The following is a 24,106-nucleotide window of genomic DNA, read 5'->3' as shown; positions in this document are numbered from 1 at the left end:
GTTCTTTTAGCGTTGCGGACCGGCTTTCACCAGCGCAGCACCTGCGGCGTTATCTGTATACTTGTCGAAGTTATCAATAAAGCGCTGTGCCAGACCTTCGGCGGCAGCGGTCCACTTCTCTTCACTTTCCCAGCTACGACGCGGATCGAGCGTGTTACTGTCCAGCTCGCCCAGCGCAACCGGCATCTGCAGGTTAAAGATTGGCAGCGTTTCTGTCGGTGCATCATCCAGCTCACCCGCCAGGATTGCATTGATAATGGCGCGGGTATTCTTCAGTGAGATGCGTTTGCCGCTGCCGTTCCAGCCGGTATTGACCAGGTAAGCCTGCGCACCGGACGCCTCCATCCGCTTCACCAGCACTTCAGCGTACTGCGTCGGATGCAGCGTCAGGAATGCCGCGCCAAAACAGGCGGAGAAGGTCGGGGTCGGTGCCGTCACGCCACGCTCGGTGCCAGCCAGTTTGGCGGTGAAGCCTGACAGGAAATGATACTGCGTCTGCTCCGGCGTCAGACGTGAAACCGGTGGCAGCACGCCAAACGCATCGGCGGTCAGGAAAATCACCTTCTTCGCGTGGCCCGCTTTTGAGACCGGCTGCACGATATTGTCGATGTGATTAATCGGATAGGAGACGCGGGTGTTCTCTGTTTTGCTGCCGTCGGCGTAATCAACACTGCCATCTTCGCGCACTACCACGTTTTCCAGCAGCGCATTGCGGCGAATGGCGCGGTAGATCTCCGGCTCAGCCTGCTCAGAAAGGTTGATGGTTTTAGCGTAGCAACCGCCTTCAAAGTTAAACACGCCATCATCGTCCCAGCCGTGCTCATCATCGCCGATCAACTGGCGGTCAGGATCGGTGGAAAGTGTGGTTTTGCCGGTGCCGGAGAGGCCGAAAAAGACCGCCACATCACCTGCTTTACCGACGTTAGCTGAACAGTGCATTGAGGCGATGCCTTTCAGCGGCAGCAGGTAGTTCATGATGGCGAACAGACCTTTCTTCATCTCGCCACCGTACCAGGTGCCGCCAATCAGCTGCATGCGTTCCGTCAGATTGAAGGCAACAAAGTTCTCCGAGTGCAGACCCTGCGCCTGCCAGTCCGGATTGGTGCATTTCGCCCCGTTCATCACCACAAAATCAGGCGTGAAGTCGGCCAGCTCAGCGTCTGTAGGCTGAATAAACATGTTTTTCACGAAGTGCGCCTGCCAGGCCACCTCGGTGACAAAACGAACGCTCAGACGTGAATCGGCATTGGCACCGCAGAAGGCATCCACCACAAACAGACGCTTGCCGGAAAGCTGGCGGGTAACGCAGCTTTTCAGCGCGTTCCAGGTCTCCTGTGACAGAGGCTGATTGTCGTTTTTGCCGGTGCCCTGGTCGTTCCACCACAGGGTATCGCGCGTGGTGTCGTCACGCACAATGTACTTATCCTTTGGCGATCGCCCGGTGAAAATCCCGGTGTCTACTGCAATCGCGCCGCTCTGCGTCAGGGTGCCACGAGCAAAACCTTCGAGGTCCGGGCGCGTCTCTTCCTGAAATAGCGTGTCGTAATCAGGGTTGTAAACCACTTCCGTGGTATCCACGATGCCCAAAGCGGCAAGGTCTTGCGAGGTCAGGCCGTTAACGCGCATTTTACTGCTCCTTAAATCGGTGTCTGTTCTGCAAAGCAGAGATAGGTTGGGATCGTGCCACCGGCTGTTGTATCGGGTGCGGTGAATCACTGACGGTTTACTGCGCGTCGTTACGACAGCCTGCAAAGATAACCGGGCTATTCAGGGCATCTGCCCCTGGCTTCCGGGCGTTTGCACGATCGCGCGCAGTTTACTCTTCTGCGTTAAGGGAAAAAGGGCAGTGATCTAAAAATGCGACTCAGGGCGCGTTAAGGCCATGTTTCGAACGTTTAAAAGATGTTATGAAAGTAAAAAAAGATAATTTGTCTGAAAAATTATGGGGATAGGCTGGGGGAATCGAGAAGGGGCGGCAGACGCCGCCCGATTAATCAGTGCAGTCGGTCGTTATTCTCATGGGAGTGGCTGCGGATGGCGGCAATGTCTACTGCGTCAAACACGTAGTTTGAGCCGCAATAGTCGCAGTGCATGTCAATTTTGCCATCTTCCGCGATGATCTCATCCACTTCTTCCTGCGGCAGCGTGGTCAGCACTTCGCCACAGCGTTCGCGCGAGCAGGTGCACTTGTAGATCACCGGCTGCGGATCGTAGAGGGTGACCTCTTCCTGATGGTAAAGACGCCACAGCGCCTCATTGGCAGGGAGATCGATCAGCTCTTCCGTTTTAATGGTTTCGGTCAGGGTCGCCAGGTGCTCGAAGACCTCTTTCTCCGTGTCCTGCGCGGGCAGCACCTGCAGCAGAATACCGGCAGCGCCTTTGTCGCTGGTGCGGATAAACAGACGCGTGGGCAGCTGCTCGGAGCGCATGAAGTAATCTTCCAGGCACGCCGCGAGGGTGTCACCTTCCAGCCCGACCACGCCCTGATAACGCTCACCTTTTTCAGGGGAGATGGTGATCACCAGATAGCCATTGCCGACCATGCTTTTCAGGGTGCTGTCGTCCGCGATGTCGCCTTTGATACGTGCGACGCCGCGCAGCTCCTGGTTGTTGTTACCGTTGATCACCGCCAGCGACAGCGGACCGTCACCCTGCAGCTGCACGGTGATTTCGCCATCGAACTTCAGCGTAGCGGTCAGCAGGCTGGTGGCGACCAGCATCTCACCCAGCAGCGTTTTAACCGGTGCCGGATAGTCGTGGTTCTTCACGGTTTCACGCCAGGTGTCAGAGACGTTCACCAGCTCGCCGCGCACGGCGGCATTTTCAAACAGATAACGGTGCAGTTGATCCTGGACTGACATATTTTTTTCTCTCACTGGAACGGGGCGATGGTGCGTCAGCGAAGACGGCGTTATTCATCGCCCGATAATTTAAACTTCATCAAATCGCGACGCTCTTTTTTGTCAGGTCGCCGATCGGGATGGGGCATAGTCAGCGCATTCATCTTGCGCGCCTGCGCCATTTTTTCGCGTTTTTCAATGCTGGCATCGGTTTCGTGATAGAGCTGCTGGGCTTCGCTGGCGGGACGGCGCTGCGCGGTGATACCCGCCACCACCACGGTGCGTTCATCATTGCCCTGACGCAGTGTCAGTTCCGCATTCAGCTCTACCACTTTGCCGGGTTTGCTGCGCTGGCCGTTGTAATGCACCTTGCCGCCTTCAATCATTTCCCGCGCCATCGCCCGGGTTTTGTAGAAGCGCGCTGCCCACAGCCACTTGTCGAGGCGGACCTCTTCGCTGCTTTTCTCTTTCATTACTGCTCCTGACTCAGATCAGCGTCCGGTAATCGTCCGTGGCGCGGTGACGCTGAAAGATTTGTTCAGGACGACCCGAATCGGGATTCTTAACGCCTAAACACCAGCCGATGCCCCATAACGTTGCAGCATCCAGAATCAATTCGCTATCGTCGATAAACAGCGTGCGCGGCGCAGAAAAGCCGGTGTGCTGTTGTACCGCGTGCCATAAACGCGGGTCTTCTTTCGGATACCCAAAGGTATGGGTGGAAAGTAATAAATCAAGGTGCGGCGCTAAACCTGTCTGCGCCAGTTTGACGTCCAGATTGTAAGGATGCGCGTTGGTCAGCAGAATCGTGGACTTTCCGGCGCGACGCAGGGCCTGCAAAAAAGGCAGCGTATCGTCACGCAGTGCGATCCGGCTGCGCATCGCCCAGGTCATGGCACGGATGTCCAGCGACAGCGCCTCTGCCCAGTAATCCAGACAATACCAGTTTAGCGTATGGGCGACGGCCTGATACTTTTCCGTGATGATCGCGTCGGCTTCTGCACGGGTGATGTCGCGTTGCTGGCTGAGCTGTTCAGGGACATGCTCCAGCCAGAAGTGGCGATCGAATGCCAGATCCAGCAGCGTGCCATCCATGTCAAGCAGCACGGTATCAATCTCAGACCAGTTGAGCATCGTAGTGTCAGACCCTGTAAAAAACCGGGCGACAGGGTAGCACAGAAGGGCAGGGCTCAGAATATCGAGCGCACGCTCTGCAAAGTGCCGAGGTTATGGTTGAAACACTTGTCGTAGTATTGCTGGATATCGATCATGCGCTGGCGATTACGGTGCATGCGACGCAGCGCCAACAGTCCGTTGATCACGCCGCAGGTCAGTAGCACCAGCAGCAGCAATACGGTGCCGAGATAGCGCCACTGCGCCATAGCGTCCGGTTCATTGTGCAGCATGATGTGACGTGTACCGTTGGCATCGGTAGAAATGCCAGTAATGATGCCGCTGGCGCTGAACGGCGTGTGCAGCAGCATGGCAGAAATACGTTGCAGCTCGTGCCACTGAGAGGGTGGATCAAGATCAAACAGTGACACGGTGGGCTGTGGCTGATTCACCAGCTGGCGACCCTCGTCGCTAACGATCAGGAATCCCCCTGGCGGCGGGCTGTTGAGATTTTCTGCCGCACGACGGGTTTCACGGAAAAAGAAGGTCGAGGTGGCGGTATTGACCAGATTTTCCAGCGCTTCGGCGCTTACCGGCCGCAGCAGCACATTCATGCCGTTGAGCTGACCGGAATCTGCCCGGCGCATCAGCGCTTCCCAGTCTTTAGCATTGCCCAGGTTCACCAGCGCATTTTTCAGGCGCATACAGTCCTGCGGCTGATTGCAGAGATCCTGCGTTTTCATCACCAGATCGGAGAAATCATCCAGCAGAATCATGCCGGACTTCTGAATTGCGGACGCCAGCTGTGGATTGAGTTTGGGATCGGTATTGGTTTCCGGATGCAGCTGCTTTGTCGTGGTATCCAGCAGCGCCGCGGCTTTGTCTATGATGTCAGATTGTGGCTGCGGCAATGGCATGGCGTTATTCCAGTAGACCGCCGAGCAGTCAAACGGCATATAGGCGTAACTGCGGTTGCTCTGGTAGTTGTCCGGCACGGAACACATGCCAGTGCCACTCACTTTGAGGTTGTCGCCAATATTCAGCGGCACGCTGCTGAGTTTATCGACGCTGTTGACCTCCAGACTATCCGTGCCTCTGGCCCAGGCCAGACTGAGCTTAATCGGCATACCCAGCGGGATCCAGGTGACCAGCATGGTCAGCACCATCAGCGAACCACAGGCCAGCACCACGTTTTTCCGCCAGCGCTGGATAGGGAAGTTTTTGACTTCATCCTGCAGCGACAGGAAACGTCCCTGACGCACCACCTGGCGGTTGAGGTAGATTTCGACATCTGTCACCTGACCGAGATCGTGTGCCACATAGGGCTGCCAGTGCGGGGGATAGGCCAGGTCAATAATTCCGAGCGTAATGTTGCTCTGCTCCTGATTAGATTCGCTGAACAGGCCCCAGCGCTTTGGCGCGCCGCGCAGGCAGTGGATATCACGCAGTCCGCGCTCACCGGGAATACGATAGAGCAGCCACAGACTGGCCGCGATCGTGACTGCGCCCGTCAGTACCAGCCAGATCATTAGTGTGGTGGGCACTAGCAGGCTGAAGAAAAAGAGTAAGAAGGCAAGGGAGATCATCACCGCTTCACGCGTGCCGTCTGGCCGTGACAGCCGATACTCTTCCGCTGTCTCTTTGCGCACCTGCAGCAGTTCGACATTTTCCGTTTCTGCTTTGCGGATAGAAGCGTTGGTCGATACCGGGCGCATCAGTGTTGGCAGCGATTGCTGGTCGACCGCGTAATCCACCAGCGAGTGGCCGTTCAGTGAGATTACCAGCGGAATGGACTGGGTGCGGATTAACTCAACGTAGTTTTCGTCGGTGATGTACTGTTCCCACAGCGGCGGCAGATGAACTTCAACTTCATCCAGATAGTAGCGCCATTTATGGGGATCGTCAGTCGAGAGGCCATAGCGGGTAATGGCGCGGGTAACCGGATAGACATTGTTGCTCTGCGCCGTGAGTGTCAGACGTTCAGGCGCGCTGCGCTTATCGGTAGTCAGCGTGGTACGGGGCTGCTTTTCCAGCGCGGCGACATATTTATCGACCGCCTCACGCTCCTGGGCAGAAAGTTTACGGCAGGGCGGACTGATGAATGGCAGCGGTTTCGCCAACGGCGGGCGATGCCGCATAGCGTACCAGAACCCAATACCTGCCAGGATTGAACAGGTCAGCACTATGGCCAGGATCATAAAGATTGTGCTCATGCTCTGCTCAATTCAGCCAAAATGCTGCCTTCACTTTAAACTTTCGCCTCCGGTTATGCTCACTATAAAAGAGGCATTCCGGAAGATTATATAACCCAGAGGAGTCAGACACCCGATGAAATAGTGCCAGCGTATATCTTATTGGCATTTGTTAAACCCTGCCTTGTCCGAATGGTAACTGGCACAGACTGGATTAAATATCGGTATTATCTGAAACTTATCGCAGCATATTGACTAATGCAAATTTAGTCTTAACTGATAACCAAAGGCTGTTATTCAATCGCTGTAATCTATGCAACGATAACGTCATTGCCTGACTGTCGCACAATTGCCTGTGGTTAGGTATGCTAATTCGCTCCAGATAGCCGACGCAGAATAATTTGAGGCTGATATGAAAATTCCAAAAAAACCCGACATCCTCAATATCACCGCCGTGGCACGTTCACGGTTATTCACTATTGAGTCGGTCGATCTGGCTTTCAGCAATGGGGCGCATCGCGTTTATGAGCGGATGAAGCCCTCTGAGCGTGAAGCGGTGATGATTGTGCCGATTATTGATGACCATCTGATCCTGATTCAGGAGTATGCCGTCGGACTGGAAACTTACGAGCTGGGTTTTCCGAAAGGGCTGATCGATGCAGGTGAAACTGTGAATGAAGCGGCGGTGCGCGAACTGAAAGAAGAGGTGGGTTTTGGTGCCGAACAGCTGACCACGCTGGGTAAGCTCACAATGGCCCCCTCCTATTTTTCCAGCAAGATGAATATTGTGATAGCGGAAGGTCTCTACGCCGAAAAGCTGGAAGGCGATGAGCCGGAGCCGCTGATTGTCCACCGCTGGCCGCTGAGCGATATGCTGTCGCTGCTGGACGAACCCGATTTCCGCGAAGCACGCAATGTCAGTGCGCTGTTTATGGCGCGCGAATGGCTGGTGAAACAGGGGCGGCTGAATTACTGATTAAGATGCGTCACTGAATAAAAAAATGGCCGACTTAAAGTCGGCCATTTTTATCGTGCGATTATGTGGGTCACATCAGAACAGCTCGTGACTCTCGCCGTTATCCATAATCGTCGTACCCACATCATGCACCGAATATTCGGTTGGCTGGGTGCCATTGATGAAGTACTCCTGACGAGTGTTGCCTCCGCCATTGGCGAGCTTGCCGGTGCTGCGGTCGATAGTCACTGTGATCACGCCATCCGGCGGGGTTAACGGCTGTACCGGCACACCGTCCAGCGCGCTCTTCATGTACTCATCCCATGCCGGTTGTGCACTCTTCGCACCACCTTCATAGCCCGAAATCTGATCGGGAATCGCACCGGAGAGCGTGCTGCGGCCCAGATTGCGGCGCGCATCATCAAAACCGATCCAGACTGACGTCACCACGCCAGGGCCGTAACCCGAGAACCAGGCGTCTTTCGAGCTGTTGGTGGTACCGGTTTTGCCGCCGATATCATTACGCTTGAGGTCACGCCCGGCACGCCAGCCGGTTCCCATCCAGCCCGGTTCGCCAAAGATATTACTGTTCAGCGCGCTCTTAATCAGGAAGGTGAGTGGGGTATTGATCACGTGCGGCGCATATTGCTGCTCACCCTGCTGTGCCTGCGCCGGAACCTGCTCCAGTTCAGGCTGAGGAACCGCCTGATTCTGGTTGTTATTTGAAGCAGCAACGTTCTCGACGCTCTCTTCATTCAACGCCAGCGCTTTTTTGGTCTCGCCGTAGATGACCGGCAGATTGCACTGCGGACAGGCGATCTTCGGTTTCTCTTCAAAGACGGTGCCGCCCTGTTCGTTCTCAATTTTGGTAATGAAGTAAGGATCAACCAGGAAGCCGCCATTCGCCATCACGGAGTAGCCGCGCACCACCTGCAACGGTGTGAATGAGGCCGCACCCAATGCCAGCGACTCGGTGTGCACAATGTTCTGAGCCGGGAAACCAAAGCGCTGCAGATACTCTGCGGCGTAGTCCACGCCCATCGCACGCATCGCACGTACCATGACGACGTTTTTCGACTGGCCGAGTCCCTGACGCAGACGAATCGGACCATCATACGTTGGCGGTGAGTTCTTCGGACGCCAGTCCGCACCGGCACCCGCATCCCAGCGGGAAATCGGCACATCGTTAAGGATGGAAGCGAGCGTCAGGCCGCGATCCATGGCGGCGGTATAGAGGAAAGGCTTAATGTTAGAACCGACCTGGCGCAGCGCCTGGGTCGCACGGTTAAACATGCTCTGGTTAAAGGCGAAACCGCCGACCAGCGCGCGCACCGCACCATCATTCGGGTCCAGCGAGACCAGCGCCGAGTTCACATCCGGCACCTGGCCCAGCCACCAGTCGTCACCCACTTTGCGCACCCAGATCTGCTGACCAGCCTGCAGGACCTGCGTCACGCTTTTCGGCGTCGGGCCCTGCACGGTGTCAGATTTATAAGGACGCGCCCAGCGCACACCCGCCAGTGCCAGTGACACATTGCTGCCATCTTTCAGCATCACGGTCGCTTCATCGCTGCGTGCTTCTGTGACCACGGCCGGATGCAACGGTCCATAGACCGGCAGCGGCTTCAGCGCCTTCTCAATCTTCGTCTGATCCCAGGCAGGTTCACCCACTTTCCACAGCACGCTGGTCGGGCCGCGATAGCCATGACGCATATCGTAAGCCATGACGTTATTGCGCACCGAGGTCTGAGCGGCTTCCTGCAGACGGCGGGTGACAGTGGTGTAAACCTTGTAACCGTCGGTATAGGCATTGTCGCCGTAGCGTTTCACCATCTCCTGACGCACCATCTCGCTGAGATAGGGGGCAGAGAAGGCGATTTCCGGACCGTGATACTTCGCCACCAGCGGCGTATTGCGTGCCTCGTCATACTGCTGCTGCGTGATGTAATGCTGATCCAGCATACGCGCCAGTACCACGTTACGGCGTGACAGGGCGCGGCTCGGTGAATAAAGCGGGTTAAAGGTGGACGGCGCTTTTGGCAGACCGGCAATCATCGCCATCTCACTCAGCGACAGCTGGTCAACCGGCTTACCGAAATAGACCTGCGAAGCTGCGCCGACGCCATAAGCACGGTAGCCGAGGTAGATCTTATTCAGGTAGAGCTCAAGAATTTCATCTTTGTTCAGCAACTGCTCAATGCGGATCGCCAGGAACGCTTCCTTTATTTTACGCATCAGAGTGCGTTCCGGGCTCAGGAAGAAGTTACGCGCCAGCTGCTGAGTGATGGTACTGGCACCCTGTGAGGCATGACCGGAAACCAGCGCAATGCTGGCCGCACGGAAAATACCCACAGGGTCAACACCATGGTGCTCATAGAAACGGCTGTCTTCGGTCGCAATAAACGCTTTCACCATCACAGGTGGCACTTGCTGCAGAGTCAAAGGGATACGGCGCATTTCGCCATACTGGGCGATTAAATCGCCATCGGCGCTGTAAACCTGCATCGGGGTTTGCAGACGCACATCTTTCAGCGTGTTTACGTCGGGCAGCTGTGGCTCTATGTATTTGTATAAACCATAAATCGAGCCAGCTCCCAACAGGATGCAACACACTGCAAGGATCAATAAATACTTTACGAACTTCACCTGGAATTTCCCATCTCTTGTCGTTTGAGCAGTTTATAAACAACCGCGCGGTAGTATAAAGGCAAGCCAGACGCTTTGATATGTCCATCTTTCCCGGACGATAAGGAGATCGCGCGCATGGCTTTTCATACCTGGCAAATTGGGCTGGATATTCAGAATAGGCAGATTTGTGCCCTGGCCCTCCAGCCTCGTCGTGATGGCTGGCAGCTACGCCACTGGTGGCAGCAGCGGCTGCCGCAAGATACGTTAAGAAACGGCGTGCTGCAATCTTCGCCTGAATTACTGGCAGCCTTAACGGCCTGGCGTCAGCGGTTGCCGCGTCGTTACTCGCTGCGTGTCGCGCTGCCCGCCCGGCTGGTACTGCAGCGCCAGCTTCCCCTGCCCGCACAGTCGCTCAATGAGCCTGCGCTGGGGCACTACGTGCAGGCGGCCGCGCGCCGTCTCTTTCCGCTGGAGCCTGCTGCGCTGGCACTGGATTACCGGGCCGACACACAGAGCGGCCAGCTCTGCGTCACGGCGGCCCGGCTGGAGATTATAGACCAGTGGGCAGCGCCACTGCTGCAGGCGGGATTAAAGCCGCAGGTGTTCGAGCTGACTACCGAAGCGCTCAGGCGGCTGGCCCGGCAGGCCGCGCTGCAGGAGGGTGCGGTACTGGTGCTGCAGCAGGATAACCGCTGGCTCTGGAGCGATGTGCATACCGCGGCTGACAACGGCGAAGCTACCACGCTTGCGGCACTGCAGCAGCAGGCCTTCCCCGATGCCCGTTCAGTTGCCTGGTGCTCAGCCGATAATTCTGCGCTGCCCGCTGATGCCCGCGCGTTTTCCCCTTTTGATCTGTTCCATTATAAACAGCCGCCGTTACCGGAAAGTCCGGGTGCCTTTGCGCTGGCGGCCGGGCTGGCGCTGCGCGACGGAGATCAATGATGGTCGCAGTGAATCTGTTGCCGTGGCGGCAGCGCCGTCAGCAACAGCAGCGGCGACAGAGCCTTGTCGTGCTGTTACTGATGCTGAGTGCTGTTCTGGTGGGAGTCATGCAGCAAAGCTGGCGCATCTGTCAGGCGCGTGAGCAGGTGGCGCAGACGGGCAGGGTACAGCAGCAGGCGCTGGAAAACCTGGACGCGCAGCTGGCGCAGCAAAAGACGTTACTGGCACAGCGCACGGCAGTGCAAAAACAGCAGGCGAAGCAGCGCCAGAAGGCATTGCAACTGACCGCATGGCATCAGTTCTGGCTCGATTTACCCGCGTTACTGCCTGACACCGCCTGGCTGACCCGGCTGGAGAAGCGCGACAATCGTCTCACGCTGGAGGGGCTGGCGCAGGATATGGCGGCGGTCCGGCAGTTCCGTGAGCAGTTAACCACCGTCGCGCTGTTTGGTCAGGTGAGGCAGGGCAGCGTTAAGCGTCAGGCTGATAGTCATTATCGCTTTTCACTGCGGGCAGAGGTGAAGGAGGTGACTGATGAATGAGTGGTGGGATCGCTGGTGGCAGATGGCTGCATTTCCGCGTTACGGCATGCTCGCTGCCGTCTCAGCCGGCCTGTTACTGATCTCATGGGTTTTCTGGTTGCGGCCACAGCAGCAGGCGCTGATCGCTGAACAGCAGAAACTGTTGCAGCTAAACCATACCCTGGAACAGCGCCGGCAGCAGTGGGAGCAGAACCCGGATATAGCGCAGTTGCAGGCGCAGCTGCAGTCGATGCAGACCGCCAGATCTGCACCGGGCGCATCAGCCCGGGCAGTGGAAGCGATGCTGGCGGCACATCGTCATCAGCTGGAAGAGTGGCAGCCGGATTCTCCTTCACGCACGCTGACCCTGCATCTGCAGTGGCCGGCGTTTCAGTCACTTTTTGCCGAGCTTGCCGATGCTTCCCTGGCGTTTCCGGTGCATTTCCAGCTGCGGGCGCAGCCGCAGTATCTGGTGGCTCAACTCTGGCTGGAGCCCGACGATGCGCCATAGCCTGCTGATTTTACTGCTGTGCTGTGGCGGTGTACTGGCACGTGATCCGTTCCGGCCTGTTGCCGGTTCGATTTGTGAGGCGCTCGTGGAGCCGCTTACCGGCTGGCGTCTGCAGGGGATCATTGGCCGTGAGACGGATTTTCATGCCTGGCTGCTAAACCCGCAGGGTGAGAGCGTCGCAGTCCGCACAGGCAAGCCATTTCCCCTGTCGCCCTGGCAACTCGCTGAGATGACCCACCGCAGCCTCTCCTTAGCGGTACCGAATAGCTGCACTGCACAACAGACTTCGTTTTACTTAAAAGGACGTTCGCATGAAAAGGATAGCTACTCTGCTGCTGCTCATAAGCTGCCTGCTGCCGGTTTACGCCGCTGATGAGGGGCCTCTCAGCCTGACATTTGATAACGCGCCGGTAGCGCGCATTTTACAGGCGCTGGCTGACTATCAGCAGATCAACCTGATGATAGCGCCAGAGGTGGAAGGGTCGTTATCGCTGCGGCTTGATAACCTGCCGTGGCATCAGGCGCTGGACCTGGTAGCGCGCATGGCAAAGCTGACGCTGATAGAACAGGATAATGTGCTGCTGGTCTATCCGGAGAGCTGGCAGCAGGCTCAGCAGCAGGCACGGGAAGCGGAGCAGCAGGAAAAGTTGCAGCAGACGCCTTTGCAGCAGCGCGCCGTGATATTGCGCTATGCCAGCGCCAGCGAGGTGCATGCCAGCCTGCTGACTGAACGGCAGTCGCTGATGACACCGCGCGGAAGCGTGACGGTCGACAAACGCACCAACGCCCTGTTACTGCGCGATACGGCGGCAGCGTTGAAAGAGACGGAACGCTGGATACGGGCGCTGGACCTGCCACTGGAGCAAATCGAGCTATCGGCGCATATCGTCACCATCAGCGAAGAGCATCTGCAGGAGCTGGGCGTGAAGTGGGGATTGCAGGCCGGTGACGCCGCCGTGACAGACATCCTACATCATCCCCGGCTGGATATTCCGCTGGCGGTGAGTTCACCCGGCATCAGCGTGGGTATGGCGCTGGCGCGCATCGGCGGTCAGCTGCTGGATCTGGAATTAAGTGCGCTGGAGCAGGAGAACCAGATTGAAATCATCGCCAGTCCGCGTCTCTTTACCTCACATCAGCAGACCGCGTCGATTAAGCAGGGCACGGAGATACCTTATGAAGTGTCGGCGGGAAACAGCGGTGCCACCAGTATCGAGTTCAAAGAAGCGGTGCTGGGCATGGAGGTGACACCGACGATTTCCGGGAATGGCCGCATCCAGCTGAAGATCCATATCAGTCAGAACATGCCGGGTCGCAGCATCAGAACCGGCGACAGTGACATATTATCCATCGATAAACAGGAAATTGAGACGCAGGTCACGGTCAGTGACGGGCAAACACTGGCGTTAGGGGGTATCTTTCAGCAGCAGCGCAGTCACGGAGAGAATAAAGTGCCACTGCTGGGAAATGTGCCGCTGATTGGCGGGTTGTTTCGTCAGCAATCGGAGCAGCGCAAAAAAAGAGAGCTGGTGATCTTCATAACGCCGCGATTGGTCAGGGAAGCAGCGCTTACGGCTGGATAAAACGGAAAATGCGTCCCTTAAGGCCATCTGCGTTGACGCAGGAGAGGAATTAGCTTACAAGGTTTAGCGATTTTCAATACGGTGTAACCGTCTATGCAGGGTAAATCCCGGCAAACAGATCAGAAAACTCCTCTGTAAGCAGCGTTGTAAAGACGCAGCGCTGGCGCGTTACAGTTTCGCGAACACAGGCCAATTCAGAAATGGATGTGCTGAAGGCAATATAATCGGTTGCCAAACAGCCTTGAGTGTTGAGATAATTTTTCATCTGACTCTTGCTAACGCTCATGAGGTCTCAGTTCCTGTCCCGCCAGCAAATGCTGAACGCGGGGTATCATTAACGAATTCTTAGTAATACCGACAAAATGGCAGAGAAACGCAATATCTTTCTGGTTGGGCCGATGGGTGCCGGCAAAAGCACTATTGGCCGTCAGTTGGCTCAGCAACTCAACATGGAGTTCTTCGATTCCGATCAGGAAATTGAGCGACGCACCGGAGCGGATGTGGGCTGGGTTTTTGATGTCGAAGGCGAAGCTGGCTTTCGCGATCGCGAAGAAAAAATCATTAACGAACTGACCGAGAAGCAAGGCATCGTCCTGGCGACAGGCGGTGGTTCCGTCAAATCCCGGGAAACGCGTAATCGTCTCTCCGCCCGCGGTGTTGTGGTTTATCTTGAAACCACCATCGAGAAGCAACTGGCGCGCACCCAACGTGACAAAAAACGTCCGTTGCTGCAGGTGGATTCACCGCCGCGCGAAGTGCTTGAAGCGCTGGCTGGCGAACGCAACCCGCTCTACGAAGAGATCGCCGATGTCACCATTCGCACAGATGATCAGAGTGCAAAAGTGGTGGCGAATCAGATTATCCACATGTTGGAAAAAAGTTGATCCAACGTTCGAAGGCTTTTTAACAGGTATCGGGCATCATGGAGAAGATCACCGTCTCACTGGGGGAACGCAGTTACCCCATCACTATCGCCGCCGGACTGTTTAACGATCCGGCTTCTTTTTGGCCGCTGACCGCGGGCGAAAACGCCATGGTGGTGACAAACCAGACGCTGGCTCCGCTCTATCTTGACCAGCTGACAGCGCGGCTGACAGCGGCAGGTGTAAAAGTGGATCAGGTGATCTTACCCGACGGCGAGCAATATAAGACGCTGGCCGTGATGGATCAGGTCTTTACCGCGCTCCTGCAAAAGCCGCACGGTCGTGATACGACGCTTGTCGCCTTAGGCGGCGGCGTCATTGGCGATCTTACCGGTTTTGCTGCGGCCAGTTATCAGCGTGGCGTACGCTTTATCCAGGTACCGACCACCTTACTGTCGCAGGTTGATTCTTCAGTTGGCGGCAAAACGGCCGTTAACCATCCGCTGGGCAAAAACATGATCGGCGCGTTTTATCAACCCGCGTCAGTGGTGATTGATACGGCCTGTCTGAAGACGCTGCCTGCGCGTGAGCTGGCGTCTGGCTTAGCGGAAGTCATTAAGTACGGCATTATCCTCGACGGTGCGTTTTTCCAGTGGCTGGAGCAGAATCTCGATGCTCTGCTGGCGCTGGATGAACAGGCGCTGGCGTACTGCATTCGTCGCTGTTGTGAACTGAAGGCTGAAGTCGTGGCGGCCGATGAGCGTGAAAACGGTCAGCGGGCGTTGCTTAATCTGGGCCATACTTTTGGTCATGCGATTGAAGCACACATGGGCTACGGCAACTGGCTGCACGGTGAAGCGATTGCGGCGGGCATGGTAATGGCAGCACGCACGGCTGAACGTCTGGGACAGTTCCGGGCGGAAGAGACCGACCGCATTATTGCCCTGTTCAGGCGTGCCGGTTTACCGGTGCATGGGCCGCAGGCAATGAATGCAGAGATGTATCTGCCGCACATGATGCGCGATAAAAAAGTTCTGGCGGGCGAACTGCGGCTGATACTCCCGCTGTCGATTGGCCGCTCTGAAGTGCGTGGTGGCGTGGCACATGATATGGTGCTGGCTGCAATTAACGATTGTCAGCAACCCTGAGATTAAGCAGTTGAGTGGTGACGCGGCGCGCAGGGTGCGCAGTGCGGAATGCCGCTTTACGGAGGAGCCAAAATGGATGAGTTTAAACCGGAAGACGAGTTAAAGCCTGACGCCAGCGACCGCCGTCCCTCGCGCCCTCGTAAGTCCTCTACTGCGGCCAAAACACCGGTTTCGCGCCAGCGTATCATGATGGGCGTCGGGATCCTGGTTCTGCTGTTACTGGTACTGGGGATTGGTTCGGCCCTGAATGGCCCGGATGAGAAAAAACCGGCCACGGCGGGAACAACCCCTGCCACCAATGGCGGTTCCGGCAGCGAGAAGAACATTGACCTGGGCGGCTCCTCTTCCATGTCCGGTGGACAGACGCCTCCGTCAGGTGCGCAGACTACCCCCGCCACCAGCGAAAATAACGCGGCGACCAGCGGTGATGCTGCCTCTAATCCGCAGCGCGACATTTCGATGCCGCCTGTGGCTTCAACGCCTACCCAGGCCGCACCGGTTGATGCGCCCGCGAATCAGCAGCGTGTCACGCTGCCGGGCGATCTGAATAGCGCACTGACTAATCAGCAGCAGCAGGTTGACAGTGCCGCGATGGGCACGCAGGGTGGCAGTTCACTGCCAACGGCGCCAGCAACGGTCAGCGGCAATGCCGGAACGGCTGCTAATCCTGTTACGGCACCTTCAGTCCGTCAGACACCGAACAAATCCAATACCGCTGCTCGTCCGGCGCACGATTCATCGCATAAAACAGCATCGAAGCCTGTAACCCGTGACAGCAAAACGCACACCACGCCAGCGCGTACGCCAGTGAGTTCTGCGCCAGCTACCACGGCTGCGGGCAGCAGTTCAGCCAGCAAATCACTGCCAGGTGGCAGCTACACTCTGCAGCTGAGCGGTGCATCGAAGCCGGAAAGCCTGAATGCCTGGGCTAAGCAACAAAATCTGAGTGGATATCACGTCTACAAAACCACCCGTAACGGTCAGTCGTGGTACGTGCTGGTGAGTGGCTCCTATGCCACACCGGCCGATGCCAAACGCGCTGTAGCATCGCTGCCTGCAGACGTGCGTGCGAAGAACCCGTGGGTAAAACCCGTCAGCCAGGTGAAGAAAGAAGCCAGCCAATAGCGGATGTGGGGCCAGGCTCTGGCCCCGTTTTAAGCGCAGATCTGCTGTCGGTCCAGCCACAGCCTCACAATAAGATGTTATAACCACGACAGCATGAAAAAAAATCGCGCTTTCCTGAAATGGGCAGGGGGAAAATTTCCCTTAGTAGAAGAGATCCATCGTCATCTGCCGCAAGGCGACTGTCTGGTCGAGCCATTTGTTGGCGCGGGTTCGGTGTTTCTGAACACGGAATTTGATCGCTACCATCTGGCTGATATCAACAGCGACCTGATTAATCTCTACAACATTGTCAAAACGCGTACCGCGGATTTCATCCGTGACGCGCAGCTGCTGTTTACGCCGGAAGGTAACAACGAAATCTGTTATTACCAGCGGCGCACCGAATTTAATACCAGCACCGACGCCTACCAGCGTGCGCTGCTGTTCCTCTATCTGAACCGTCACTGTTACAACGGCCTCTGCCGCTATAACCTGCGTGGTGAGTTCAACGTGCCGTTTGGCCGCTATCGCAAACCCTACTTTCCGGAAGCCGAACTGTTATGGTTTGCCGAGCGCGCGCAAAAAGCGACGTTTGTCTGTGAATCGTACGATGTTACCCTGACCAGTGCTGGTAAAGGCTCGGTGGTCTATTGCGATCCGCCTTATGCACCGCTGTCGGCCACGGCCAATTTTACGGCTTATCATACCAACAGCTTCAGCCTGCGTGAGCAGGAGAATCTGGCGGCGTTAGCGGCACAGCTGGCTGCTTCGGAGCACCGGATTCCGGTACTGATTTCTAACCACGACACTGCACTGACGCGTTTATGGTATCAGGATGCAGTGTTACATGTGGTCAAAGCACGGCGATCTATCAGCCGGAGCATAGCCGGTCGCACCAAGGTCGACGAACTGCTGGCACTTTATCGCTAGTCTGTTTCGTCCGCGACCAACGCATTACGCCAGCCTGAGTGCTGGCGCACAACAGTGGGAGAATCGGATGAAACAATATTTGCTGGCCCCTTCAATCCTGTCGGCGGATTTTGCCCGCCTGGGCGAAGACACAGCCAAAGCGCTGGCGGCCGGAGGTGACGTGGTTCACTTCGACGTAATGGACAACCACTACGTCCCTAATCTGACCATGGGTCCGATGGTGCTGAAAGCACTGCGCGACTATGGCATCACTGCCCCCATCGATGTGCATCTGATGGTAAAACCGGTCGATGCGCTGATCCCGGAGTTTGCCAAAGCCGGTGCCACCTATATTACCTTTCATCCGGAAGCCAGCGAGCACGTTGACCGCACCCTGCAACTGATCAAAGAGCACGGCTGTAAAGCGGGTATGGTGTTTAATCCGGCGACCCCGCTGAGCTACCTCGATTACGTCATGGATAAGCTGGATATCATTCTGCTGATGTCCGTGAACCCAGGTTTTGGCGGTCAGTCATTTATTCCCGGCACCCTGGATAAACTGCGTGAAGCGCGCAGACGTATCGATCAGAGCGGCTACAACATTCGTCTTGAAGTGGATGGCGGCGTGAAGATCGACAATATCCGCGAGATTGCGGCTGCCGGTGCAGATATGTTTGTCGCGGGTTCTGCCATATTTGGTCATCCTGACTATAAAAAAGTGATCGACGATATGCGCAACGAACTGGAGAAAGCCAATGGCTCATTTCACTGATATTCGTGCGCTGGCGTTTGATCTCGATGGCACGCTGGTGGATAGCGCGCCAGGCCTTGCCGATGCGATCGACCGCACGCTGAAGGATCTTCGTCTGCCGCAGGCGGGCCTTGAGCGTGTCTCAACCTGGATTGGCAACGGTGCCGATATCATGATGGCCCGTGCGCTGACCTTCGCGCTGGGCCGTGAGCCGCAGCCGGAAGAGCAGCGCGATGCACGCGCGCTGTTTGACCGCCACTACGCCGACACCGTGGATGCGGGCAGCACGCTGTTCCCACAGGTGAAGCAGACGCTGGATGCCTTAAAAGCTTCCGGGCTGCCGATGGCGATTGTGACCAACAAGCCGACGCCGTTTGTGGCACCGCTGCTTGAATCGCTTGGCATTGCCGATGCGTTTTCGCTGATTATCGGTGGCGATGATGTGCCGGTTAAAAAACCGCACCCTGCAGCGATCTTCATGGTGCTGGGCACCTTCGGCGTACTGCCGAACGAGTTGCTGTTTGTTGGCGACTCTCGCAATGATATCCAGGCGGCGCAGGCGGCAGGCGTACCTAATGTCGGTATGACCTTTGGCTATAACTATGGCGAGCCGATTGCCACCAGCCAGCCCGATTTAACCCTCGACTCTTTCGACGAACTTTTGCCCACACTGGGGCTGTAAATATCAGGACTTAAGTATGAAACCCATCGTTTTCAGCGGCGCACAGCCGTCCGGCGAACTGACCATTGGCAACTATATGGGAGCGCTGCGTCAGTGGGTGCAGATGCAGGATGATTTCCACTGCATTTACTGCATTGTTGATCTGCACGCGATCACCGTGCGTCAGGATCCTGCTGCACTGCGTAAAGCGACGCTGGATACGCTGGCGCTCTATCTGGCCTGTGGTATCGACCCGCAAAAAAGCACCATCTTTGTTCAGTCGCATGTGCCAGAGCACACGCAGCTGAGCTGGATCCTGAACTGCTACGCCTATTTCGGTGAACTGAGCCGTATGACGCAGTTCAAGGACAAATCAGCACGTTACGAAGAGAACATCAACGCCGGACTGTTCGACTATCCGGTGCTGATGGCGGCAGACATTCTGCTCTATCAGACCAATCAGGTGCCGGTCGGTGAAGATCAGAAGCAGCACCTGGAGCTGAGCCGCGATATTGCGCATCGCTTCAATGCGATCTATGGCGATATCTTCCGGGTGCCAGAGCCGTTTATTCCGAAGTCTGGCGCGCGCGTGATGTCGCTGCTGGAACCGACCAAAAAAATGTCCAAGTCTGACGATAACCGCAACAACGTGATCGGCCTGCTGGAAGATCCGAAAGCGGTTGTGAAGAAGATCAAACGCGCCGTTACCGATTCTGAAGAGCCGCCAGTGGTGCGCTACGACATCAAAGAGAAAGCGGGCGTCTCTAACCTGCTGGATATTCTGTCGGGCGTGACCGGTAAAACCATCGCCGAGCTGGAGCAGGAGTTCGAAGGCAAGATGTATGGCCATTTGAAAGGCGCAGTAGCCGATGCGGTGTCGGGCATGCTCTCTGAGCTGCAGGAGCGTTATCACAGCTTCCGCAACGATGAAGCGCTGCTGGAGCAGGTGATGCGTGATGGCGCGGCGAAAGCACGTGCACAGGCGCAGGAAACGCTGAAGAAGGTTTATGAAGCGGTAGGCTTTGTCGCGATGCCGTAATGGCTGAGCAGATAAAAAACGGCGGGCATTGTGCCCGCCGTTTTTATTTGCCCATTCAGAACCAGCGCAGGCTGTCGCGCAGACTCACCACGCTGCCAATAATTATCAGGCTGGGGCTGCTCACCTGACCGGCTAACGCTTCCAGCTCATTCAGTGTTCCGGTGACCACGCGCTGACGCGTGCTGGTGCCGTTTTCCACCAGCGCCACCGGCATATCGCTGCGCATCCCATGTTGTATCAGCTGCTGCTGAATTTCTCCGGCCTGGCCCAGCCCCATATAAAACACCAGCGTCTGCTGTTCTGCCGCCAGCGTCTGCCAGGCGAGCGTACCGGATTTCTGCAGATGCCCGGTTACCAGCCTGACGCTCTGCGCATGATCGCGATGGGTCAGGGGAATGCCACTGTAGGCCGCACAGCCTGATGCCGCGGTGATGCCCGGCACCACGCTGAACGGAATCTTCAGCTGTGCCAGCGCTTCCAGCTCTTCACCGCCGCGACCAAAGATAAAGGGATCGCCGCCTTTAAGCCGCACCACGCGTTTGCCGCGCTGCGCCTGTTCGCAGAGCAACTGGTTGATGGCATCCTGCGGCACGCAGTGATGTCCGGCGCGTTTACCGACAAAGATGCGTTCGGCATCGCGGCGTACCAGATTCAAAATCTCATCGGAAACCAGCCGGTCATAGACGATGACGTCTGCCTGCTGGATCAGCTGCAGGCCTTTGAGTGTGAGCAATCCGGCATCGCCCGGACCGGCACCGACCAGCGCTACTTCACCCTGTTGCGGAAGGTCTGCGCTAAAAAGCGCGTCGGTAATCTGATCCGCGCGTTCACCGTCGCCGTTAGCCAGCGTCTGGGCCAGCCGTTCGCTGTTAAAAAAGCGCTCCCAGAAGTGGCGTCGGGCATTGAGGGAGCCGAATTGCTTTTTCACCCGATCGCGCAGGCCGCCCGCCAGCTGCGCCAGCTGACCCAGATGTTGTGGCAGCATCGCCTCCAGCTTCTCCCGCAGCAGCCGCGCCAGCACCGGCGCGCGTCCACCGGAAGAGACGGCGACCATCAGCGGTGAGCGGTCAATGATCGACGGCATAATAGCGCTGGCCTGCTGCGGCGCATCCACCAGATTGCAGAAGATCTGCTGTTTTTCAGCTGTGTCAGCCACCTGCTGATTGACCTCGTTATCACTGGTGGCGGCGACCACCAGCCAGCAGCCGGTCAGCCACGCGGGATCGAAATGCCCTGGTAGCAGCGTGACGGCTTTCTGCTGCGCCCATTGCAGGAAGGCAGGGGAGAAATCGGGGGCTCCGACCAAAAGATCGGCACCGGCCTCCAGCAGCAGGCGCGCTTTTCGCTCCGCCACGTCACCCGCGCCGACCAGCAGACAGCGTCGGCCCTGCAGGCGGCAGAACAAGGGGAAATAGTCCATCAGAGGTCCTTAAAAAAGCCCGCTAAGGCGGGCTGTTAACAGGCGTTACAGGCAGACTTCAACCTGTCCGGCATTGACCCGCACCGGCCAGGCCGCCACGGAGCGCGTTTCATCCTCCATGCAGTAGCCATCGCTGAGGCGGAAATGCTGCTTTTTCAGCGGGCTGGCCACCCACAGCGCATCCTGATGTTCGGCGATAATGCCGCGTGACAGCACGCTGGCATCGGCAAACGGGTCGATATTGCTGATGGCATAGAGCTGCTCATCGTCGCGCGGGCGGAAAATAGCCACCTGTTGGCCTTTGACCAGCGCACAGACGCCCGTGGCGGGCAGGATCTGCGTCAGCGGGCACACCGGATTCCACTGGCTCATGATTCGGTTTCCTCAATCAGGGTCACGGCAATACGTTCTTCGGGGCGCGCCGGGCGATGCTGATCGCGCTCTGCCACCCGCTGCACAGCAGGATCGCGTTGCGGCGAGTTGATAAAGTGGGCAAAGCGCGTCAGCTGGCTCTCATCTTCCAGCGTCGCCTGCCATTCACAGCGAACGCTGGCACGCAGCGCGGCGAGCTGCTGTTCCATCTGGCTGTTAAGGCCGAGTTTGTCATCCACGATCACGCTACGCAGATAGTCGATGCCACCTTCCAGACTCTCGAGCCACAGCGAGGTGCGCTGCAGGCGATCGGCGGTGCGGATATAGAACATCATGAAGCGGTCGAGATAGCTGACCAGCGTCTGCTGATCGAGATCTGCCGCCAGCAGGTCGCCATGACGCGGTTTCATGCCGCCGTTGCCGCAGACGTAGAGGTTCCAGCCTTTTTCGGTGGCGATAATACCGACATCTTTGCCCTGGGCCTCTGCGCATTCACGGGTGCAGCCAGAGACACCAAACTTCATCTTGTGCGGTGTACGGATGCCTTTATAGCGGTTCTCGAGCATGACGCCGAAGCCGAGGCTGTCGCCCACGCCGTAACGGCACCACGCGCTGCCGACGCAGGTTTTCGCCATACGCAGCGCTTTAGCATAGGCCTGACCGGTTTCAAATCCGGCCTCGATCAGCTGTGACCAGATAGCGGGCAGATCGTCTTTCTGCGCGCCAAACAAGCCGATGCGCTGCGAGCCCGTGATTTTGGTGTAGAGCTGGTAGCGTTCGGCGATCTCGCCAATCACTTTCAGTCCCTGTGGTGTAATTTCACCGCCGGGCGAGCGCGGGATGACCGAATAGGTGCCATCTTTCTGAATATTACCCAGATAGAGGTCGTTGCTGTCCTGTAACGGCGCGTGCTGCGGCTTGAGCACATACTCATTCCAGCAGGAGGCGAGCAGGGAGCCCACCGCAGGCTTGCATATTTCACAGCCGTAACCCTGACCATAGCGGGCCAGCAGCTCATCAAAGGTTTTAATCTCTTCAACCTGAATCAGGTGATACAGCTCCTGACGTGACCAGGCGAAGTGGGCACAAAGGTGGTTATTGACCTCGATACCCTGACGACTGAGTTCACTGTTCAGTACCTGGGTAATCAGGGGGATACAGCCGCCGCAGCCGGTACCGGCTCGGGTGCTGCTTTTCAGGGCGGCCACGGTGTGACAGCCACCCTGAACCGCTTTGATGATGTCGCCTTTGCTGACGTCGAAGCAGGAGCAGATTTGCGCGCTGTCAGGCAGGGAATCGACGCCGATGGCCGGTTTATCTCCGCTGCCCGCAGGCAGAATCAGCGCTTCCGGGTTATCCGGCAGTGGAATACCATTCAGCACCAGCTGCAGCAGGTTGCCATAGTCGCTGGTGTCGCCCACCAGCACCGCACCCAGCAGGGTTTTCTGATCTTCGCTGATAATCAGACGCTTGTAGACCGATTTGCTTTCATCCAGCCAGACCACGCTGCGTGCGCCTGGCGTGGTGCCGCGCGCATCGCCAATGCCACCGACATCGACACCCAGCAGCTTGAGTTTGGCGCTCATGTCCGCGCCGGTAAACGCATTATCGCGGCCCAGCAGCTGGTCGCTGGCGACCTGCGCCATTTTGTAACCCGGCGCCACAAGGCCATAGACGCGATTCTGCCAGGCGGCGCACTCACCGATGGCGTAAATGGCGGGATCGCTGGTGCGGCACTGGTCATCAATGGCGATGCCGCCGCGCGGACCCAGAGCTAATCCACACTGTTTTGCCAGTTTGTCCTGCGGGCGGATGCCGGTGGAGAAGACAATGAAATCGACTTCCAGCGCACTGCCGTCGGCGAACTGCAGCGTTTTACCGCCGTGCTCATGATGCACTATCTGCTGGGTGTTTTTGCTGGTGTGGACCCGCACGCCCATCTGTTCAATCTTGCGACGCAGCTGTTCCCCGCCTTGCTGATCGAGCTGTTCTGCCATCAGTACCGGCGCAAATTCAATGACGTGGGTTTCAATACCCAGATTTTTCAGCGCGCCCGCGGCTTCCAGTCCCAGCAGGCCGCCGCCAATCACCGCACCGCGTTTGCTGCGGCGCGAGCAGGCTTCAATGGCGTTGAGATCTTCGATGGTGCGGTAGACAAAGCAGTCGCTGCCTTCGGCACCCTTAATCGGCGGGATCCACGGATAAGAACCGGTGGCAAAAATCAGCGTGTCGTAGTGAACGGCTCGCCCGGTGCTGGAGTGGATGAGCTTCTCATCACGGTTAATGGTGATGGCGCGCTCGCCCAGCAGCAGATTGACCTGATGTTTGTCGTAATAGCCTTCACGAACCAGCGACAGCTCTTCGGCGGTGTGATGGGAGAAGTAAGCGGACAGATGGACACGGTCGTAGGCGACGCGGGGTTCTTCACAAAAGACGGTCAGCGAAAACTGGTCGGGTTCCGCTTTCTCAAGTAACTCTTCTATGAAGCGGTGGCCGACCATGCCGTTACCGATAACGACGACATTGTGCTTGCTCATTTTTGCCTCAAATTTGT

General features: G+C 57.1%; 23 protein-coding genes. 13 read left to right on the top strand and 10 right to left on the bottom strand.

What is annotated here, in order from left to right; translation table 11 throughout:
• Nucleotides 1–6 precede the first annotated feature (6 nt).
• The 5 genes from pckA to IBT54_RS11135 form a co-directional block, all read right to left on the bottom strand.
• Nucleotides 7–1,626 carry a phosphoenolpyruvate carboxykinase (ATP) gene (pckA, locus tag IBT54_RS11155; RefSeq protein ID WP_135907570.1) on the bottom strand — a complete coding sequence of 540 codons (1,620 nt, stop codon included), beginning with the start codon at nucleotides 1,624–1,626 and terminating at the stop codon, nucleotides 7–9.
• Nucleotides 1,627–1,994: 368 nt separating this feature from the next.
• Nucleotides 1,995–2,861 (bottom strand): Hsp33 family molecular chaperone HslO, encoded by an 867-nt coding sequence (gene hslO / locus IBT54_RS11150; protein WP_195857619.1) that lies wholly within the window; start codon nucleotides 2,859–2,861, stop codon nucleotides 1,995–1,997.
• 50 nt (nucleotides 2,862–2,911) lie between these two features.
• Nucleotides 2,912–3,313 (bottom strand): ribosome-associated heat shock protein Hsp15, encoded by a 402-nt coding sequence (gene hslR, locus IBT54_RS11145; RefSeq protein WP_013359290.1) that lies wholly within the window; start codon nucleotides 3,311–3,313, stop codon nucleotides 2,912–2,914.
• Between the two features lie 13 nt (nucleotides 3,314–3,326).
• Entirely contained in the window at nucleotides 3,327–3,974 is a 648-nt protein-coding gene (gene yrfG, locus IBT54_RS11140) for a GMP/IMP nucleotidase (RefSeq protein ID WP_013359289.1), read from the bottom strand.
• Nucleotides 3,975–4,030: 56 nt separating this feature from the next.
• A complete protein-coding gene (locus IBT54_RS11135) occupies nucleotides 4,031–6,166 on the bottom strand; it encodes an intracellular growth attenuator family protein (protein WP_041457130.1) in 2,136 nt (711 codons plus the stop codon).
• A gap of 391 nt (nucleotides 6,167–6,557) precedes the next feature.
• Between IBT54_RS11135 and nudE the strand changes: the two genes are divergently transcribed.
• Complete coding sequence (gene nudE, locus IBT54_RS11130) at nucleotides 6,558–7,121, top strand: ADP compounds hydrolase NudE (RefSeq protein ID WP_033784164.1); 564 nt, start codon at nucleotides 6,558–6,560, stop codon at nucleotides 7,119–7,121.
• A 75-nt stretch (nucleotides 7,122–7,196) separates the two neighbouring features.
• On the opposite strand, the gene mrcA is transcribed toward nudE, so the two are convergent.
• Nucleotides 7,197–9,746, bottom strand: coding sequence for a peptidoglycan glycosyltransferase/peptidoglycan DD-transpeptidase MrcA (mrcA, locus tag IBT54_RS11125; protein WP_013359286.1), 2,550 nt, complete (start codon nucleotides 9,744–9,746; stop codon nucleotides 7,197–7,199).
• Between the two features lie 117 nt (nucleotides 9,747–9,863).
• Between mrcA and pilM the strand changes: the two genes are divergently transcribed.
• From pilM to hofQ, 5 genes are read left to right on the top strand one after another with little or no spacing between them, the layout of a single operon-like run.
• Nucleotides 9,864–10,670, top strand: coding sequence for a type IV pilus biogenesis protein PilM (gene pilM, locus IBT54_RS11120; protein WP_061063551.1), 807 nt, complete (start codon nucleotides 9,864–9,866; stop codon nucleotides 10,668–10,670).
• Entirely contained in the window at nucleotides 10,667–11,212 is a 546-nt protein-coding gene (locus tag IBT54_RS11115; RefSeq protein ID WP_236263107.1) for a PilN domain-containing protein, read from the top strand. The genes pilM and IBT54_RS11115 overlap by 4 nt, the downstream gene beginning before the upstream one ends.
• Nucleotides 11,205–11,702 carry a hypothetical protein gene (locus IBT54_RS11110; protein WP_201252164.1) on the top strand — a complete coding sequence of 166 codons (498 nt, stop codon included), beginning with the start codon at nucleotides 11,205–11,207 and terminating at the stop codon, nucleotides 11,700–11,702. The genes IBT54_RS11115 and IBT54_RS11110 overlap by 8 nt, the downstream gene beginning before the upstream one ends.
• Nucleotides 11,692–12,075, top strand: a complete 384-nt coding sequence (locus IBT54_RS11105; protein WP_201252163.1) for a HofP DNA utilization family protein — start codon at nucleotides 11,692–11,694, stop codon at nucleotides 12,073–12,075. Before IBT54_RS11110 ends, IBT54_RS11105 begins: the two co-directional genes overlap by 11 nt.
• Nucleotides 12,014–13,285 carry a DNA uptake porin HofQ gene (gene hofQ, locus IBT54_RS11100; protein ID WP_201252162.1) on the top strand — a complete coding sequence of 424 codons (1,272 nt, stop codon included), beginning with the start codon at nucleotides 12,014–12,016 and terminating at the stop codon, nucleotides 13,283–13,285. Before IBT54_RS11105 ends, hofQ begins: the two co-directional genes overlap by 62 nt.
• 91 nt (nucleotides 13,286–13,376) lie before the next feature.
• On the opposite strand, the gene IBT54_RS11095 is transcribed toward hofQ, so the two are convergent.
• Nucleotides 13,377–13,550, bottom strand: a complete 174-nt coding sequence (locus IBT54_RS11095; protein WP_223811662.1) for a hypothetical protein — start codon at nucleotides 13,548–13,550, stop codon at nucleotides 13,377–13,379.
• A gap of 97 nt (nucleotides 13,551–13,647) precedes the next feature.
• Here IBT54_RS11095 and aroK point away from each other — a divergent pair, with 97 nt between their 5' ends.
• From aroK to trpS, 7 genes are all read left to right on the top strand, one after another.
• The gene (gene aroK, locus IBT54_RS11090; RefSeq protein WP_003852989.1) at nucleotides 13,648–14,169 is read left to right on the top strand and encodes a shikimate kinase AroK; all 522 of its coding nucleotides are present in this window, start codon (nucleotides 13,648–13,650) and stop codon (nucleotides 14,167–14,169) included.
• Between the two features lie 38 nt (nucleotides 14,170–14,207).
• Nucleotides 14,208–15,296: a 3-dehydroquinate synthase gene (aroB, locus tag IBT54_RS11085; RefSeq protein ID WP_033784158.1), complete on the top strand. Its 1,089-nt coding sequence runs from the start codon at nucleotides 14,208–14,210 to the stop codon at nucleotides 15,294–15,296.
• Nucleotides 15,297–15,368: 72 nt separating this feature from the next.
• Entirely contained in the window at nucleotides 15,369–16,421 is a 1,053-nt protein-coding gene (locus tag IBT54_RS11080; protein WP_201252161.1) for an SPOR domain-containing protein, read from the top strand.
• A gap of 93 nt (nucleotides 16,422–16,514) precedes the next feature.
• Nucleotides 16,515–17,330 (top strand): adenine-specific DNA-methyltransferase, encoded by an 816-nt coding sequence (gene dam, locus IBT54_RS11075; RefSeq protein WP_013359279.1) that lies wholly within the window; start codon nucleotides 16,515–16,517, stop codon nucleotides 17,328–17,330.
• 67 nt (nucleotides 17,331–17,397) lie between these two features.
• Nucleotides 17,398–18,081, top strand: a complete 684-nt coding sequence (gene rpe / locus IBT54_RS11070) for a ribulose-phosphate 3-epimerase (protein WP_013359278.1) — start codon at nucleotides 17,398–17,400, stop codon at nucleotides 18,079–18,081.
• Complete coding sequence (locus tag IBT54_RS11065) at nucleotides 18,065–18,742, top strand: phosphoglycolate phosphatase (RefSeq protein WP_147789583.1); 678 nt, start codon at nucleotides 18,065–18,067, stop codon at nucleotides 18,740–18,742. The genes rpe and IBT54_RS11065 overlap by 17 nt, the downstream gene beginning before the upstream one ends.
• Before the next feature lie 16 nt (nucleotides 18,743–18,758).
• Entirely contained in the window at nucleotides 18,759–19,760 is a 1,002-nt protein-coding gene (gene trpS / locus IBT54_RS11060) for a tryptophan--tRNA ligase (RefSeq protein WP_013359276.1), read from the top strand.
• A 55-nt stretch (nucleotides 19,761–19,815) separates the two neighbouring features.
• Here trpS and cysG read toward each other — a convergent pair whose 3' ends face one another.
• The 3 genes from cysG to nirB are packed head-to-tail and all read right to left on the bottom strand — an operon-like array spanning nucleotide 19,816 to nucleotide 24,089.
• Nucleotides 19,816–21,180: a siroheme synthase CysG gene (gene cysG / locus IBT54_RS11055; RefSeq protein WP_201252160.1), complete on the bottom strand. Its 1,365-nt coding sequence runs from the start codon at nucleotides 21,178–21,180 to the stop codon at nucleotides 19,816–19,818.
• A 45-nt stretch (nucleotides 21,181–21,225) separates the two neighbouring features.
• Nucleotides 21,226–21,552, bottom strand: coding sequence for a nitrite reductase small subunit NirD (nirD, locus tag IBT54_RS11050; RefSeq protein ID WP_013359274.1), 327 nt, complete (start codon nucleotides 21,550–21,552; stop codon nucleotides 21,226–21,228).
• A complete protein-coding gene (gene nirB / locus IBT54_RS11045) occupies nucleotides 21,549–24,089 on the bottom strand; it encodes a nitrite reductase large subunit NirB (RefSeq protein ID WP_201252159.1) in 2,541 nt (846 codons plus the stop codon). The genes nirD and nirB overlap by 4 nt, the downstream gene beginning before the upstream one ends.
• Nucleotides 24,090–24,106 lie beyond the last annotated feature (17 nt).

The sequence above is a fragment of the Pantoea sp. S62 genome, from assembly GCF_016658625.1.
GTDB classification, from domain to species: Bacteria; Pseudomonadota; Gammaproteobacteria; order Enterobacterales; family Enterobacteriaceae; genus Pantoea; species Pantoea vagans.
Note: the sequence above shows the minus strand (reverse complement) of the source record. Positions and strands in the feature narration are given on the sequence as shown.